This window comes from Cyclobacteriaceae bacterium, assembly GCA_013141055.1.
Classification (GTDB): domain Bacteria; phylum Bacteroidota; class Bacteroidia; order Cytophagales; family Cyclobacteriaceae; genus ELB16-189.
In genome coordinates this window covers 1208215-1222827 of record JABFRS010000002.1, presented here as the reverse complement: position 1 = coordinate 1222827, position 14613 = coordinate 1208215, and the positions used below count along the sequence as shown (strand labels likewise).

General features: G+C 42.0%; 18 protein-coding genes. 1 reads left to right on the top strand and 17 read right to left on the bottom strand.

Annotated elements, in window-relative coordinates; translation table 11 throughout:
• Nucleotides 1–10 precede the first annotated feature (10 nt).
• The 11 genes from HOP08_20090 to HOP08_20040 form a co-directional block, all read right to left on the bottom strand.
• A complete protein-coding gene (locus HOP08_20090) occupies nucleotides 11–460 on the bottom strand; it encodes a MarR family transcriptional regulator (GenBank protein ID NOT77231.1) in 450 nt (149 codons plus the stop codon).
• Nucleotides 461–499: 39 nt separating this feature from the next.
• A complete protein-coding gene (locus HOP08_20085) occupies nucleotides 500–1096 on the bottom strand; it encodes a YceI family protein (GenBank protein NOT77230.1) in 597 nt (198 codons plus the stop codon).
• A 166-nt stretch (nucleotides 1097–1262) separates the two neighbouring features.
• On the bottom strand, nucleotides 1263–1916 hold the full coding sequence (locus HOP08_20080) for a methyltransferase (protein ID NOT77229.1): 654 nt from the start codon (nucleotides 1914–1916) through the stop codon (nucleotides 1263–1265).
• 62 nt (nucleotides 1917–1978) lie between these two features.
• Nucleotides 1979–3343, bottom strand: coding sequence for a serine hydrolase (locus HOP08_20075; GenBank protein ID NOT77228.1), 1365 nt, complete (start codon nucleotides 3341–3343; stop codon nucleotides 1979–1981).
• A gap of 77 nt (nucleotides 3344–3420) precedes the next feature.
• Nucleotides 3421–3921, bottom strand: coding sequence for a phenylacetate-CoA oxygenase subunit PaaJ (gene paaJ / locus HOP08_20070; GenBank protein ID NOT77227.1), 501 nt, complete (start codon nucleotides 3919–3921; stop codon nucleotides 3421–3423).
• Entirely contained in the window at nucleotides 3918–4385 is a 468-nt protein-coding gene (locus HOP08_20065; protein ID NOT77226.1) for a DinB family protein, read from the bottom strand. The genes paaJ and HOP08_20065 overlap by 4 nt, the downstream gene beginning before the upstream one ends.
• Before the next feature lie 10 nt (nucleotides 4386–4395).
• A complete protein-coding gene (gene paaC, locus HOP08_20060; GenBank protein NOT77225.1) occupies nucleotides 4396–5151 on the bottom strand; it encodes a phenylacetate-CoA oxygenase subunit PaaC in 756 nt (251 codons plus the stop codon).
• Nucleotides 5148–5477 carry a hypothetical protein gene (locus tag HOP08_20055; protein ID NOT77224.1) on the bottom strand — a complete coding sequence of 110 codons (330 nt, stop codon included), beginning with the start codon at nucleotides 5475–5477 and terminating at the stop codon, nucleotides 5148–5150. Before HOP08_20055 ends, paaC begins: the two co-directional genes overlap by 4 nt.
• Before the next feature lie 4 nt (nucleotides 5478–5481).
• Entirely contained in the window at nucleotides 5482–6084 is a 603-nt protein-coding gene (locus tag HOP08_20050) for a phenylacetic acid degradation b (protein NOT77223.1), read from the bottom strand.
• A gap of 1 nt (nucleotide 6085) precedes the next feature.
• Nucleotides 6086–7069, bottom strand: coding sequence for a 1,2-phenylacetyl-CoA epoxidase subunit A (gene paaA / locus HOP08_20045; protein ID NOT77222.1), 984 nt, complete (start codon nucleotides 7067–7069; stop codon nucleotides 6086–6088).
• A gap of 154 nt (nucleotides 7070–7223) precedes the next feature.
• A complete protein-coding gene (locus HOP08_20040; GenBank protein NOT77221.1) occupies nucleotides 7224–7817 on the bottom strand; it encodes a TetR/AcrR family transcriptional regulator in 594 nt (197 codons plus the stop codon).
• A gap of 37 nt (nucleotides 7818–7854) precedes the next feature.
• Here HOP08_20040 and HOP08_20035 point away from each other — a divergent pair, with 37 nt between their 5' ends.
• On the top strand, nucleotides 7855–8361 hold the full coding sequence (locus HOP08_20035) for a hypothetical protein (protein ID NOT77220.1): 507 nt from the start codon (nucleotides 7855–7857) through the stop codon (nucleotides 8359–8361).
• Between the two features lie 36 nt (nucleotides 8362–8397).
• Here the strand turns inward: HOP08_20035 and HOP08_20030 are convergent, their stop codons facing one another.
• From HOP08_20030 to HOP08_20005, 6 genes are all read right to left on the bottom strand, one after another.
• On the bottom strand, nucleotides 8398–9411 hold the full coding sequence (locus tag HOP08_20030; protein ID NOT77219.1) for a hypothetical protein: 1014 nt from the start codon (nucleotides 9409–9411) through the stop codon (nucleotides 8398–8400).
• A gap of 4 nt (nucleotides 9412–9415) precedes the next feature.
• Nucleotides 9416–10132 carry a hypothetical protein gene (locus tag HOP08_20025; protein NOT77218.1) on the bottom strand — a complete coding sequence of 239 codons (717 nt, stop codon included), beginning with the start codon at nucleotides 10130–10132 and terminating at the stop codon, nucleotides 9416–9418.
• The gene (locus HOP08_20020) at nucleotides 10129–10704 is read right to left on the bottom strand and encodes a sigma-70 family RNA polymerase sigma factor (protein ID NOT77217.1); all 576 of its coding nucleotides are present in this window, start codon (nucleotides 10702–10704) and stop codon (nucleotides 10129–10131) included. Before HOP08_20020 ends, HOP08_20025 begins: the two co-directional genes overlap by 4 nt.
• Before the next feature lie 75 nt (nucleotides 10705–10779).
• Complete coding sequence (locus tag HOP08_20015) at nucleotides 10780–11208, bottom strand: carboxypeptidase regulatory-like domain-containing protein (GenBank protein NOT77216.1); 429 nt, start codon at nucleotides 11206–11208, stop codon at nucleotides 10780–10782.
• A 528-nt stretch (nucleotides 11209–11736) separates the two neighbouring features.
• The gene (locus HOP08_20010; GenBank protein NOT77215.1) at nucleotides 11737–14121 is read right to left on the bottom strand and encodes a PspC domain-containing protein; all 2385 of its coding nucleotides are present in this window, start codon (nucleotides 14119–14121) and stop codon (nucleotides 11737–11739) included.
• A 35-nt stretch (nucleotides 14122–14156) separates the two neighbouring features.
• Nucleotides 14157–14498: a PadR family transcriptional regulator gene (locus HOP08_20005; protein ID NOT77214.1), complete on the bottom strand. Its 342-nt coding sequence runs from the start codon at nucleotides 14496–14498 to the stop codon at nucleotides 14157–14159.
• Nucleotides 14499–14613: the final 115 nt, after the last annotated feature.

Here is a 14613-nt window from a genome sequence, read left to right as displayed (position 1 = left end):
CAATCTTATTCTAGTCGCGGCACTTATCCAGCAGATTGCTTAATTGTGTGGCTTCTTCTTTTGTAAGCTTAAGAAGTGTTTTCTCAGATTCGTGGATTTGCGTATCAATGAGTTCAAGTATTTCTAATCCCTTTGCCGTGATCATCACATCTGCGGCACGTTTATCATTGGGACATTGTGATTTTGAAATAAGATTTTTCCTGATCAGACGATCCAGTAATCTTGGAATATCTGAATTTCTATCAAGCATTCTTGATTTGATTTCTACTCCAGAAATTTTATGGGGATGCTGTCCGCGAAGAATCCGGAGAATATTAAACTGGGATGAGGTGATCCCGAAAGGTTTAAAAAATTCCTGTTGCTTGCTTAATAGCCAGTTGCCGGAATAAATGATATTAAGAGCTGCCTTTTGATAGGCATTCCTGAAAGTTGTTTGCTTGATCTCTTCTTCAATTTTCATATGAAAAAAGAAGGGGAGCTTGAAGGCTCCCCATTTTCTTTATTTCTTCTCAGCTGCAGGAGCTTGTTCTTTATCCAATTCGATCTTACAAGTGATTTCAACATCATCACCTAATACTGCGCTTCCATCCTGAAGTTTGCTTGCGAACTTCACACCGTAATCCTGACGGTTGATCTTGCCAGTCAACTTGAAACCTGCCTTTACACCACGACCTGTGTCGATTGTACCACCGTATGTTACGTCAAACGCAACATCCTTTGTTACACCTTTCATGGTGAACTGACCTTTCAACTGGTATTTGCCACCAGCCTTTACCAGATTTCCTTTGAAAGTGATTTCAGGGAATTTTTCAGCGTCTAGAAAATCAGCTGATTTCAAATGTCCATCGCGTCTTTCATTTTCTGTATTGATTGAAGCAGCTTTTGCTGTAAAATTTACTTCTGCACCATCGAAGTCAGCAGTCTTGCTCACAACCTTTGCAGAGAAGTCCTTGAAGTTTCCGGAAGCTTCAGAAACAACCATGTGCGTAACACTGAATCCAATGCTCGAGTGTACTTTATCGATGTTCCAGGTAGTCTGAGCGGATACCGCTCCAGCCATCAAAATGAGGGCGAAAAGTGCATTAATTTTTTTCATAGTTGTGTTTGATTTTTGATACCACAAACCTAGTGAAGATTCAGAAACATATGTTTAAACATGCATTATTTAGTTTTAATAGCCTGATTATCAAATAGAAATAATAGCATTGCCCAATATGAGCAGTAAATCTTAACACTTACTAATACCACATTAGTGGGTAGATCTAGGATTGGAGATAAAATTCTGATGTTAAGGCACGGTATTCTTCTGACCACACCATTCCAGATTTGTAAAGTGTTAATGAGTCTGTTTTTTGCTGTCTTAAGCTCATCCCAAACTCCATAAGGGATCGTTCCTGTGGTTTATCATTTCTTGAAAAGAAATCAGTAAGCTTGTTAAGATGCAATCGGTTCTGACTTGCTTTTTGATTAAGTATCTCAGCCTCCTTGGTGGGAAGAATGACATTAAAATTTCCATTTGGTGAGATCATTCGGATCACAGATTCAATCAATTGATTAAAATTAAGTTGATCGTCATGCCTCACATCTCTTCTTGAGGTATCCGGTGGCAATAGGCTTTTTGTAAAGAAAGGTGGGTTACAAACAATGAGATCGTATTTCTTATCAGGTCGAAACTCCAGAATGTCTCTATGAAAGACTTTTACCTTTTCTGACCACGGTGAACTTGAAACATTTTCACTGGCTTGCTCCGCATCTTCTTTCTGCAACTCCACAGCATCTATTCTTGTATCGGACGCACTTCGTTGTGCCATCATCAATGCAATCACTCCTGAACCCGTGCCGATATCAAGTATGGACTTGGCGTTGTCAACATTTGCCCATGCTCCAATCAACACAGCGTCCGTTCCAACCTTCATCGTCGCACGGTCATCACAAACCTCAAACTGTTTAAACCTGAAAATGCCCAATTCTGATTCTTCTATTTCCCAACGGCCTCAATCACACTTTTCGCGAACTCTAGCGTACCAGATCCATGATGGCTTACACCCAATCGTACAATTACAAGTTTCTTCGATGGAATGATCCACACATACTCATCTTCAAAACCTTCTGCACCATATTCATCCTGGGGAAGTCCGGGATGATAACTCTTTGATGGATCTCCCTTGGCACCAGCATTTAACCAGAACATGCCTCCATACTGACCAATCGGAGAAGCGGGTGCAGGAGTTGATGTAAACTTTGACCAGCCTTCAGGAAGAATGCGTTCACCATTCCACATTCCATCATTGAGGAAAAGAAGCCCGAATCTTGCCCAATCTCTGGCACTTGCATATCCATACGATGATCCTACAAATGTACCGGAAGCGTCAGGCTCCAGAAGTGCATGATTCATTCCTATCTTACGAAAGAACTTTTCATACGGATAGCGATGATACAGGCTGTCGCCCACCGTTTCTCTTATGATCTTTGAAAGAATATTGGAAGTTCCGCTTGAGTATTCCCAGAATTCATCGGGTTTATGTTCTGCTTTTTTCGATGCCGCATATCCACCTTTATCGTCGCTGTGCATGAACATATTGTGAAAATCTCCGGGGAGAAAATAAGATTCATTCCACTCCAGTCCACTGCTTCCCTGCATTAGATTTTTAATGGTAATGACTTTTCGTTCATCATTTTGCCATTCAGCAACCGGGGCTGGCTGATCAAGGCTTAATTTATTTTCCCTGATTAATGTTCCAAGCAGTGCATTGGTTAAGCTCTTTGTCATGGACCAACCCATGAATCTGGAATTTTTGTCGAAGCCAGAAGCGTATCGCTCGCCTATAATTTGTCCATCATATAAAACGATAACGGCTAACGTATTTTTTGGCTTTTCAGGATCTGTTTCAGCAAAGGCTTTATCAATGGCCACTTCAATCGCAGCAATTACTGTATCCTTTTTAATATTTCCGGAAGGCCAGGGGATTGAGTCCTGATTTACAGAATCTGGTTCTATCAGATTGAATTCCTGATTCATCACTTCTGATTCAGGGCGTTCCGCCAGGAGTGTGCATCCCAATCCTGGTCTATAAACAGCTTTGCTCGTTGACCACAATATTTTTGCCGTGACGGCAGAGGAATCAATGAATTCGATCTTCGCCTTGTTCATCCCTGGAAATACTGCGAACTCTTTCTCAATGACACTCTCTGGAGTGCGATCCAATACAAACACACAGGAACACATAGTCTTCGCAGCCATTCCCGACATGATCGGTAGAAACGTTACCGATGCATAGATTATACCTACCAGCAGCAGGCATCCAATCAGAAGAAAGAAATACTTGAAGATCTTTTTTACCATACGAACGTGATTTATTCATGAACTAAGAGCCATGAATTTATAACTCATAACTCAGAATTCATAACTTAAAATAATGCTCAGATGGGTTTGAACTGCTCGAAAGCTTCTCTGCAATCAAAACAATAGTGTAGTGATCGGCAAAGTGTTGGACCAAAAGGGGATTTCATCTCGGTATGAGTTCCATTGCATCTCGGACAAATGGCATGTTCCAGAATATCCAGGTCGTAAATAATTTCCCTGGTGGACGGAGGAGGGGCAAAGCCAAATTTTTTCAGAGCTTCTTTTCCCTTTTCAGTGATCTTATCGGAGCTCCAGGCATTCCTGAAATTTATATCAACCGTTACGTCTGTGGTTCCATGCTTTTCCATTACGGCAAGGATTTCTGTTTTCATATAATCCATTGCCGGGCAACCAACAAAAGTGGGTGTCATTTCAATATGAACTGAATCATTGTCAATGCTTACACTTGTGATTACACCAAGATCCACCAATGAAAGGACGGGGATCTCAGGATCTTTGACTTCCTCCAGCCAGGAATAAATTACATCAGTTGTCAATTTAGTGGTTGACAAACTCATGGATAAGTGATGTTAAACGATGCCGGTATGATCTGATTGATATGATGCTTAAGATGTTTCACATAGTCTTCAGCAAGCCACTCCAATGTGTGTAACTGGACGGATTGTTTTCCTGTATCCGCGGTGCGCGTATAATTTTCTACCGACATTGATTTCAGAACGGCACAGATCTGCAGGTTAAGTAATTTCCACAGTTGTATAACGTCAGTTGAAGGTTGATGCTGGTAATCATTGGACGTTACCCAGAAATTCTGATCGTAAGTTATTTTAGGATTAGCCTCGTATTGGGCAACCACAAATCTTCTGAGGTTGCTTTGTGCTGAATCAATTAAGTGCCCGACTACCTCTTTCTTGCTCCACTTTTCCGGCGCAGGCCTATTCACAAAATCACTTTCTGATATTCGGGTAAAGCGTTCAGAATAGGCGATGACAATTTCCTGAAGTTCGTTGATAGTCTTTTTCATTGTGTCAAATTTACCATTCTGCAGTGGGATCAATGCGAAATACTTCACTCATTTCTTCCAACATAGGCTGAAGGTGTTCAGTGTGTTTCCCCGACCTTCCACCAAAGGATGGGATAATTATTTTCAGATCGGGAAGCTGTAACTGAGTTTGTAAGAGTACTTCCTGAATTTTAACTTTCCATTGATCTGCCAACGCTTTCTCTCCTGCGAAAATTCCATTGGCGATAAGATCCTTTTCAAAAGGAGATTCTTCAAAGATTCCAAGGGCATACGGCATCGCCTCTATTAATGATGACTGCATTCTTGAAATACTCTCTTCAGTAGCAGATCCCAACTGTTTCATCCAGGTATTTGCATGTAGAGTGTGATAGCGAAGCTCGCCTCTTATCTTTCCTGCCAGTTGTGAAAGAGGCTCATACGACGAACGTGTAAGCATTTCCCAACGCAAGCTGTCTGCGGTATCAAACAAAAAATGGCGTACAAGACTAAAATCGTATTCCTGATTGGGCAATTCCACGAAAGTGCAATTATGAAACTGATTGGCATTTCTAGTGAAAGCAACCGTGTCGGGATTTTGTTCTCCCAACTGGTGAAGAATTGTATAGAGGGCAAGACTCTGTCCGACTTTGTCCTGCGCCATCGATGAAAAGGCAATGTCTTCCTCCAGCAAAGGTCCCATGCCAGTCCACTCGGAATTCCGATGTCCGAGGATCAGAAGGTCATCGGCCATTTTATAAAGTAATTCTTTGAGAGCGAGTTCGTTCATAGTTTCTTTTGTTGAAACATCAGGCGATAATGCAGAGCATAATAGATCCCAAGGGGAATGACGATATAAATGATAGATCTGACATTATAGAATAAGTTCAGCAGGACCAGAGCATAGATGCAAAGACATGCAACGATCTTAATGATCTTGAATCCAGGATCATAAACATTCATGGCCTCCGTAAGTTTTCCTGTAGCAAGCAAAATAAATCCTCCGTAAATAAGATAATGCTCTGTATCCATCCGGTTCCACATCAGAAAAACCCCAGCCATCATTAAGACAACTGCAGAGACCTCCAATATTCTCTGATATACTCTCCAGTTCATGACTCTACTTTTGTTTCTCTAAAAACACTTTCAGTTTTTCTCCACCTTTATAATCGCCAGCGTCGCGAAAGCGTTTTTCGGGTAGGGTAGTCCAGAGATCCATATCTTCAGGTTCTGTAAATCTTATTGTTGAAGACCGAATTGCCCATACATTATAGATCACTTTTGAATTCAGGGTCTGTTTTGCAACACTCATTGCTTCCTCTGCTGAGCCTGCCTCTACCGTGCCAGCATGAACGTGCTGCTTTCCTCTCTTTGTAAGATGATAGATTTCAAACGACTCCTTTGTTCCTGATGATCTCACATCCTGAATCAAATCATAGACATTTCTATTTGCATCGGTAAGGGGTGACACAAAAACATCACGGGTGTCAACGACATAAAGAGAGACACAGGTGAATCGCCTTGTAAATGTTTCTTTGGCAAGAATATAAGCAAGCTCAAGATTGGGTGAATGGATGGCTCCCTCATGCTGAAACGGCTTTCCGTCTTTGGGTTGAACAAAGACTTCAAAAGACCCGAATTGATCCAGCGGAACTTTCGGCTTAATGACGCCCGGTTCTCCTATCAATGGCAGACGCAGTACACGTGGATCAAGTGATTTCATATCACGCAAGCGGCATTACATAAGCAGTCTTCGATGTAGTGAGTGCTTTACGTACCCAACGACCACGCTCTTCCGCGATTCTTCTTACTTCCAATCGCTCTTTATTGCAAGGACCATCTCCGTTGATGACTCTTTTAAACTCTTCCCAATCCGGTTCAGTGTATTCCCATTTCCCATCAGCATTTTTCTTAAGCTTAGGATCTGGTATCACAAAGCCGAGTTCCCAGATCTTTGGAACATACATATCCAGAAACTGATTTCTCATCTCATCATTGGTTCCCATTTTCACTTTCCAGCGCATGAGTACTTCTGTGTGAGTTGATATTTTATCGGAAGGACCAAAAAAATGCATCATCGGAGGCCACCATCTGTTTAATGCTTCCTGGAACATTTCTCGCTGCTTCGTTGTGCCGGATGCGAGATAGATCACGCAATGATGTCCATATTTCAGGTGGAAAGATTCTTCTGCACAAATTCTATCGAGTGCCCTGCAATATGGTCCATAACTTCCCTTGGCATTCGCCAATTGATTAACAATGGCACCAGCATCAACAAGCCATGAGATAAAACAACAATCAGCCCATGTGAATGTAGGGTAGTTGAAGATGTTTGAATATTTTGATTTGCCTGTGATCAGATCATCGATCATTTGCTCTCGCGACTTACCGAGCGTTTCAGCAGCACTGTATAAAAGCTGAGCATGGCCCACTTCATCCTGAACTTTGGCCATCAAAGCCATCTTTCTCTTAAATCCAGGAGCTCTTGTAATCCATGTTCCTTCCGGTAATGCTCCAATGATCTCGCTATGTCCGTGCTGTTCGATCATACGAATCAACTGCTTGCGGTAAAGTTGAGGCATCCAGTCAGTAGGTTCAATCTTTTCTCCACGGGCAATGCGCGCTTCAAACTCTGCCAGCTTGATGGGATCCTCCAGTGCAACGCTGTCAGTTTTGACACCTTCAAACGTATTTCCTCCTCCGTACATATCGATCAGTTTTGCTTTGTGCCGTTTGATGAGGAAAATCAGCTGATCTTAATCAGAAGCTTCCCTAACAATCGTTTGCAAAAATAACAAAGAAGGACGAGGAATGTTGCCTTTCAGAGAGTAATTGAATGAAACGGCGGAATCGCCGGATATTTTAAGGCTTGACCCTTTTAAGACCGTTTACCAGCATATCGGATAATTGCTGGCCCAGGCTCTCAGGCACAATATTACTTTCTGGATCATACCACTGCGGCATCCAGTTGAGGGATGAGAACAGTGTCATGACAGCAAGTTTTTTATCAATATTTTCCTTGAATTCCCCGGAATCGATGCCTTCCTCGATAATCTCCTTAAAGCGATTGATATAATTGATCCTGAGTAGCAGGAATTCACGCAAGTAAGGTTGGCTCAGGTGACGATGCTCATTCATGAAAACTGCGGAAGCAGTAAGATCCCGGGCCATCACGGCAACGTGGGCTGTAATACCTTTTCGAAGCTTTTCGCTGGCTGGCCCTTTCTGTTTTTCAACTTCGTCAAGAGCCTTTCTGAACTCGGTAGCCATGTCGAAGCACAGGCTTTGAAGGATTTCTTCCTTTGATTTAATGTGCGAATAAAGACTGGCAGCCTCTATTCCCAGTTTTTGAGCCAGATCACGCATAGAAGAAGCAGCATAGCCCTTTTCACGGAAAAGTTCAGCCGCTTTGCGGAAAATCTGCTCTTTGCGCGTTAGGTTCACAACTGGTTCCATCTACTATTCCTATTATCTTTAAGACCTGAATATCAAAATGAAATTTCTTTCTATCAAAGAATACTTCTACAAACTTAATACTATCGGCTTCATCCTCCTACTGATGCCGTTGATGGTGTTCATATTTTTGTATTATACTTTACCTGAGAATGTGCCAATGGTTTCAGATCAGGAGCAGGAGGCAACACTCCTTTTGATTGTGCTTGTCATTTTCTTCATCGACCTAACGACCGTTCACTGGTTGTGGTCGGTAAAAATGAAGAAGATTGAAAAAGAGATTGAACTTGCTAAAAGAATGGATGGCTATTATTCTTTAACCATCATGAAAATGGTCATGTATTGTGCTGGTTCGCTGATGATGGCCTTTGCTTTTTATCTTACCAGCAGCATGATGTTCACTGCATTCTTTCTTGCTATTTCAATTGTCATTGCTTTTCAATGGCCAAGCGCTTCAGCATTCTGCAAGCACTTCAGACTTCATGGAAGAGAAAGAGAGATGATCATGACCGGAGGAGATGTTGTAACAAAAAATAAGCGAAGGTAGAATTCCCTCCGCTTATTCATTCAGGATAATTAAGACTTACAATGTTATTCCAAAGCTGAAGGCCTGAAGCTTGGGACCTTTATTCTCAGTAAACAACTCATTCATATCATAGTTGAAGAAGATATCAGTATCACGAAACCCGATCTGAAGACGAAGTCCGTAGCGAATATTGTTCAGATATAAGTTGTCATGATGATGTTCTCTTCTTTTGTCACCGTTATCATAATACATCTGCTTGGTATAGCTGTCGATAAGATATCCTGCATACGGACCAACACCGATCCTGAAAGAATTAAAGTGATTGTTTCCGTCAAAGAATGTTGATTTTTTTGAATTGTCACCAAAGTCAAGCATCGGTACGGCGGAGATATTAACATAGGCTGCTGTAAGCTTGCTCTTCTGGAAGTCCACATCGCGCTGATCTTCTGAGAAGATAACACCATTGTCGTCTTTTGAGATAACAGTTTTGGTATTGTTGAACTTGAAATTATACCAGCTCACGCCGCCGCCCCATTCCAGGAAAAGTTTCTTCGCCATTCTTGTGCGCCAGATGGAATTCAATCCTACATACCATGATCCCCAGGGTTTCACACTATAAAGTTGATTGCTTGCATCCGGGAACTTTCCATCCTGAAGATAGTTGTTCATACCTACGTCGATATTGAACGAGCCATATGTCTTACGATTTTTTCTTTCGCGGCGATGATTGCGACTGAAATTATAATTGTCCTCATCGTTGTCCTGGTCGCGTATCCATTCCGAATTCGAGTTGGATACGGTCGTTGTTGGAATGGTGTCTTTTAGATATTCTACCGAAGACTTGGTCAACTTCGTGCTATCACCTTTCTCCAGCTTCTGCACCATGTCATCCATCAGTGCCTGAAAATTGTAGTGCTTCAGTGTCTCGAGATCTTTTTTATCCTTTATAGAGAAGATCACCTTGCTCTCTTTGCCCACACGGATCACCACAGAGTCCTGTTGAGCATTTGCTGAGGAAAAATATCCAATGAAGGTGGTTATAAGTACTGCGGCTCTTAGTTGCTTGTTCATATTATTATTGCTTTTTACCTGTGTTTTTCTTTTTTAAGTCAAGTGCAAACAGATCTTCTTTCATTACTCTGAAACCGGTCAGCGGAGCATCACCATTTTTTATGTCTTTGGCGAATTTCATAACCTTCTTCAGAGAGTTATCTTTTTTGTCAGAGGCTATCATTTCTTTATGTGTTAGCTCTGGTGTTGGTTCAATCTCAGGAAGCGTATAGGTTAGCACAATTGATTTTCTTGAGTCTACTGTTGCAACTGCTTTGGATTTACTTTCTTCTGTTTCCGTCAAGTCAATTGATTCAATGCTTTTCTCTTCTTCTTTAACCTGTGCCACTTCCCTCTGTTCTTCCTTTACATCAAGATGTTGAATCGGTGGAAGAGGTTGCTTCGTCGATTTCTTTTTTCTTTTTGATGTTGAATTTGAACTGATCGTTTGCTGATCATGCTCCTGAGTTTGATCAGGATTTGATTTCTGAACCTCTTTATTCATTTCTGATTCCGGAGATTGTTTTTTCTCTGTTAATACAGGAGCAGTGGCATCCTCATTCCTGACAATAAATATTCCGATCAGAAAAGCACCGATGAGAAATACGGCTGCCCATCGGAGCCAGATCAGTCCGTTATTTTTTTTTGAAATTCCTGCCTCGACTTTGTCCCACGCTCCGGCCGAAGGTGTGACAGAGTGATCGATCAGTTTTTCTTTGAAGAATTCATCAAGCTTGTTCATTTTTCTTTTTGCTTGGGTTGAGTACTTTTTTCCAATTCCATCAACTTTGCCTGCAAGTGTCCTCTCGCTCTGCTCAACTGTGACTTTGATGTGTTTTCATTGATGCCAAGGTGATCCGCAATTTCTTTGTGAGAGAATCCGTCGATGGCATACATGTTGAAAACAATCTGATATCCTGGTGGCAGCCCGGCTATGAGTTTGAGAAGATCTTCTGTTTCCAGATGAGTACTGAGGCTGGTGTAATCGGGTTCATGATCTGCAGCTGCAAGATCAGTCTCCAGATACATGTTTTTATTCTTACGTAAATAGGAAAGAGACTCGTTCACTACAATCCTCCGTACCCAGCCTTCAAAGCTTCCTTCCCCTTTAAACTGATCGATGCGATCAAAGACTTTAGTGAAAGAAGTTACAAGTACATCCTCAGCTTCCATCCTGTCTTTGATGTAGCGGCAGCAGAGAGAGAGCATTTTGCCTGCCATTTGCTCATAGAGCTTCTTCTGGGCAGAACGTTCGTTTCTCCGGCAGCCTTCTATCAGTTCCTTTTCGCGCGCGCTGTAAATCTGGAAGTGCATTAAAGTTGTTTCACCAATAAGATGCAAACCTCTGGGGAGAGGTTGCTTGGTATACGGAAATTATCGAAAAATGGCCTAGTAGGTGGCCTCGTAGTCAATAGTGATGGTTAGCCAGGGATATTCACTCTCCCTTACCACTACAGGGTTGATGTTATTCTTGTCGTCAAACAGGTTGGCATAGAAGCCGTTTTTTTCCTTCGTAAACACAGAATAGGAGCCAGGCGCAAGCTTTATTTTGAAGCTGCCGTCGGGTTTAGATAGAATACTTGCAACGAACTTTGTTTTAATATCCCTGAAGAATGGGCCAATCTGAGTTGCATCTTTTATGGTCGTCAACTCATATACCACAATTTCCCGGGTGGTTCCCTGATTCGGAGAAAGGACAGATTCAGGACCCGGCATTTGATTCCCTGACACCCAGAATACCTGACCCCGCAAACCTTGTTTTTGAGAAAACGCAGTAAGCGAACTAAGTACTATCGCGAAGAGAAAAACAAACTTCATGAAAGGTCAGGTGGTACGGTGAAATTACTAATTTCTTCCTCTGAATAGATTAAACATCCACAAAGATTTTTCCAGGAGATTTCAATCGAATTTTTTCTATAAAAAACATAACAAGTGTTAGCATCGGGTGGCGAAGAATTCAATCCTCCCGCCGCTAAAAAAAATCGTACCTCGTTATTAGAGTTTATCCTCATCGCATCAATCCATCACGGTGCAAAAATGGCATTCGTGGACGGATAAATAAATTGTTTATACATGATTGGCGGAAAAAAAAGCAAGTAAAAGGAATACTTTAGGCGCTTGTCCTCAATAAAAGTCCCCCACCATACAGTAGTTTATACAGTGCCAACATCATCCATTGAAGCTAAAGGGCGATTGAAAAAATACCGAGCACTACGCACGAATTCACATTAAATGAAAAAAAACTCTAACGCCTAATGAGGGATTTTAAGCCAGGAAAAGATATGATCGGCTGAAGATAATGAAGTGCCTGAGTGTGGGTTCAAACTCAGGCACATAACATCAATTTTAGTTCTTTATGATTTCTGGATTTCCGCGATGCGTAACACTGCTGACAATTCCTTCCTTGATCTCTAACCGTTCCGTTACATTGACTTTTGCAGTGGAGGCTCCATGGGCTTCTACAATGCAATGTTTCACCTCATAACCAAAAGCACGCAGACCGGAAACGCCGGCAATGTCGGCCTCCAGAAATTTCCCACTGCCTGATAACTCCAGAGATGATGCTCCATTTAGATCAACATTTAAAGTAACAGCATTCAGATCACCCTCTCCGACAATGGCCCCGTTCAACTGAATATCCACTTCATTTTCGTCAAAGCCCTTGAATTTCAATTTCCCGGCTCCCTGCATCCTGATGTCGTGAAGTTCAGGCATGGTAATAATGATCCTCATCTCATTGTCACTTTGGGAATTTTTCTTCCAGAAGACTTTGCTGTGATTATCATAGTCGACCACCAGTGTCCCTCCGTTGGTATATATTTCATATCTCCTTTTTTCAGATTCTGGTCCTTTTAATTCGACTGCATAATTTTCACCTTTTTCAATCCTTACATTCAGAATTCCTTTGAGGTCCAAGGAATTAAAATCGCTGTATCCAAACTGATCCGAAGCTTTGTTAGTGCGATCCGTTACAGCGATAGAACAACTTGTACATTCAAGACCCTTGTCAGTCATCTTCCAGGTTTGTGTATCCTCATTGAGCGAGAAATCATAATCACGTACATCAACGATATCCGTGTTAATCATTCGCCATAGCTTTGCATCCACTACAAAGGGTTGATTGTAAGGAATCATTACATCGATATCGAGTTGCTGTACACGGAACTTTGAATCTTTCTTAAAGGTCACATCCGAATCAAACGCAATGATGCTGTCGGTCTGAGCTACATGATATTCGACCATCTGAGCATTTTCCATCGCGATTTTTCTTGATGCTCCCTGCGACTTAAATCTTTCGATCAGCTTGATCTCTTTGCCATCATAGCCCTTGAAGGAAAGGGAAGTCCCGTTATAATCATCCATTCCTGTTTCATTGATATTGAAGACTGGAGTTTTTCCCTGGATATTAAATGTAAGCTCTTCCCTGAACTCACCCTTCTCTTTAAATCCATATATGATTTGTGGTACACTGAAGCTGACCACAGCAAGACTTACAAAGAAGACCACAAACAATGACCATCCAACAGCAGCACGGAAGACCAGTCTTTTGGCAATGATGGAATTACCAATCAGCATCAGGAACAGTGCCGGAATGAAAGTAGCCAGGAATCCAAAGATCAGGGAGAATGTTGGAAAGCTATTGCGGATCGCTGCAAGCGGAAGGTTAGGAGTATTTCCACCCCAATCGGAGAAGAAGTTCCAATCCGGTGCATGAAATAGTCCGATCAATATTCCGAATGCCATCAGCAAGCATAGGATCAGCAATAATCCGGTGAATGAGATAGATAATCCGATTGCAACGCGAAGAATATCAATCAGAAGACTTAAAACCGGACCTAATACTTTCCCCAATGCATTCAAAACAAGGGCGATGGCTCTGAATGGAAATAGAATGATCCTTGCCAGAATACTTTCATCACTTTCCTTTTCATTCAATCCTTTCTTAACGGTGGATTCAATGTTGGACAGCGTCACAGGTTCGCCCTGCATTTTCATTTTTTCGGTAATTGTTTTAGCCTCTGGAAGCACGATCCAGAGGACTATGTATAATACGATACCAACTCCACCAAAGATGGCTGCGATAACAAACAGGAGCCTGATGATCGCGATATCAGCGCTGAAGAAGGCTGCCACACCAGCTGCCACACCACCCACAACTTTCTTGTCGGGGTCACGATACATCTTTTTGATGGATGCTTCATCTTCAAAGTGAGAGATCGGCAACACAATCCATAATACTATGTAAACCAGTAGGAAGATCCCTGATGTGCCGACAACCAATAGTGCAAACAGTAATCTTGGCCATACCGGATCAACACTGAAGTAATGCCCTAAGCCGGCGCATACACCACCCAGGATCTTTCTGTTTTGATCACGGAAGAGTTTTCGTGGTGCTGATGTTGTTGAGGATGATGATTGCTGCTTTGTTTCGCGTGCAGGTTCTCCGGCAGCGAATTCTGTTTCTTCTGCTGCTTTGAAATCACTCACGCTACCCATGGTCGAAATAAGGCTGCTGACATCTTCGGATGTGATGACCTGTTTTCCATCGTTGAGCTTGGACAGAAATATCTCGGCAATTCTGGATTCAATGTCAGATAGGATCTCGCTGTTGTCATCAAACGAAGCGAAGTACTTATTAACAGAGTCCAGGTATTTGCGCAGGGTATCGTAACCGTCTTCCTCTATGTGGAAAATTATACCGCTGATGTTGATGCTGATGTTCTTTTTCATATCTCTACTAAAAGATAGGAGTGTTGGATTAATTTTTAAACGCTTGCTTTTGATTTCTGTGTGATCTGGTCCGTTGATTGAACCAACTCATCCCAGGTGTCGGAAAGTCCCTTCAGAAAGTGAGATCCCGTATCCGTGAGCTTGTAATATTTTCGTGGCGGACCCGATTTGGACTCCACCCATTTATATTCCACCAATCCTGCATTCTTTAATCGTGTGAGAAGGGGATAAAGAGTTCCTTCCACCACAATCATGTGTGCCAGGGTCAGTTCTTCCAACATGTCGGAGGCGTACACTTCCCCCCGCGCAATGATGTGAAGGATGCAATATTCCAATATGCCCTTCCTCATCTGTACCTGTGTGTTTTCAAGATTCATACATACACTTTAAAATAAGGCCCCTGTGACTTATACGGTAAAGTACTATGCATGGCCAAGTACTATGAGGATATTTTGCATTATTTTTATATTTCTTGGATTTCGGGCAAAAAAA

Bases quoted from the DNA above. Each gene is read 5' to 3' on its own strand.
- HOP08_20085 (NOT77230.1), bottom strand. From the start codon at position 1,096: ATGAAAAAAATTAATGCACTTTTCGCCCTCATTTTGATGGCTGGAGCG.
- paaJ (NOT77227.1), bottom strand. From the start codon at position 3,921: ATGAGTTTGTCAACCACTAAATTGACAACTGATGTAATTTATTCCTGG.
- HOP08_20040 (NOT77221.1), bottom strand. From the start codon at position 7,817: ATGGAACCAGTTGTGAACCTAACGCGCAAAGAGCAGATTTTCCGCAAA.
- HOP08_20015 (NOT77216.1), bottom strand. From the start codon at position 11,208: ATGAAGTTTGTTTTTCTCTTCGCGATAGTACTTAGTTCGCTTACTGCG.
- HOP08_20055 (NOT77224.1), bottom strand. From the start codon at position 5,477: ATGAACTGGAGAGTATATCAGAGAATATTGGAGGTCTCTGCAGTTGTC.
- HOP08_20025 (NOT77218.1), bottom strand. From the start codon at position 10,132: ATGAACAAGCTTGATGAATTCTTCAAAGAAAAACTGATCGATCACTCT.
- paaA (NOT77222.1), bottom strand. From the start codon at position 7,069: ATGTACGGAGGAGGAAATACGTTTGAAGGTGTCAAAACTGACAGCGTT.
- paaC (NOT77225.1), bottom strand. From the start codon at position 5,151: ATGAACGAACTCGCTCTCAAAGAATTACTTTATAAAATGGCCGATGAC.
- HOP08_20010 (NOT77215.1), bottom strand. From the start codon at position 14,121: ATGAAAAAGAACATCAGCATCAACATCAGCGGTATAATTTTCCACATA.
- HOP08_20030 (NOT77219.1), bottom strand. From the start codon at position 9,411: ATGAACAAGCAACTAAGAGCCGCAGTACTTATAACCACCTTCATTGGA.
- HOP08_20090 (NOT77231.1), bottom strand. From the start codon at position 460: ATGAAAATTGAAGAAGAGATCAAGCAAACAACTTTCAGGAATGCCTAT.
- HOP08_20080 (NOT77229.1), bottom strand. From the start codon at position 1,916: ATGAAGGTTGGAACGGACGCTGTGTTGATTGGAGCATGGGCAAATGTT.
- HOP08_20005 (NOT77214.1), bottom strand. From the start codon at position 14,498: ATGAATCTTGAAAACACACAGGTACAGATGAGGAAGGGCATATTGGAA.
- HOP08_20050 (NOT77223.1), bottom strand. From the start codon at position 6,084: ATGAAATCACTTGATCCACGTGTACTGCGTCTGCCATTGATAGGAGAA.
- HOP08_20035 (NOT77220.1), top strand. From the start codon at position 7,855: ATGAAATTTCTTTCTATCAAAGAATACTTCTACAAACTTAATACTATC.
- HOP08_20065 (NOT77226.1), bottom strand. From the start codon at position 4,385: ATGAAAAAGACTATCAACGAACTTCAGGAAATTGTCATCGCCTATTCT.
- HOP08_20075 (NOT77228.1), bottom strand. From the start codon at position 3,343: ATGGTAAAAAAGATCTTCAAGTATTTCTTTCTTCTGATTGGATGCCTG.
- HOP08_20020 (NOT77217.1), bottom strand. From the start codon at position 10,704: ATGCACTTCCAGATTTACAGCGCGCGCGAAAAGGAACTGATAGAAGGC.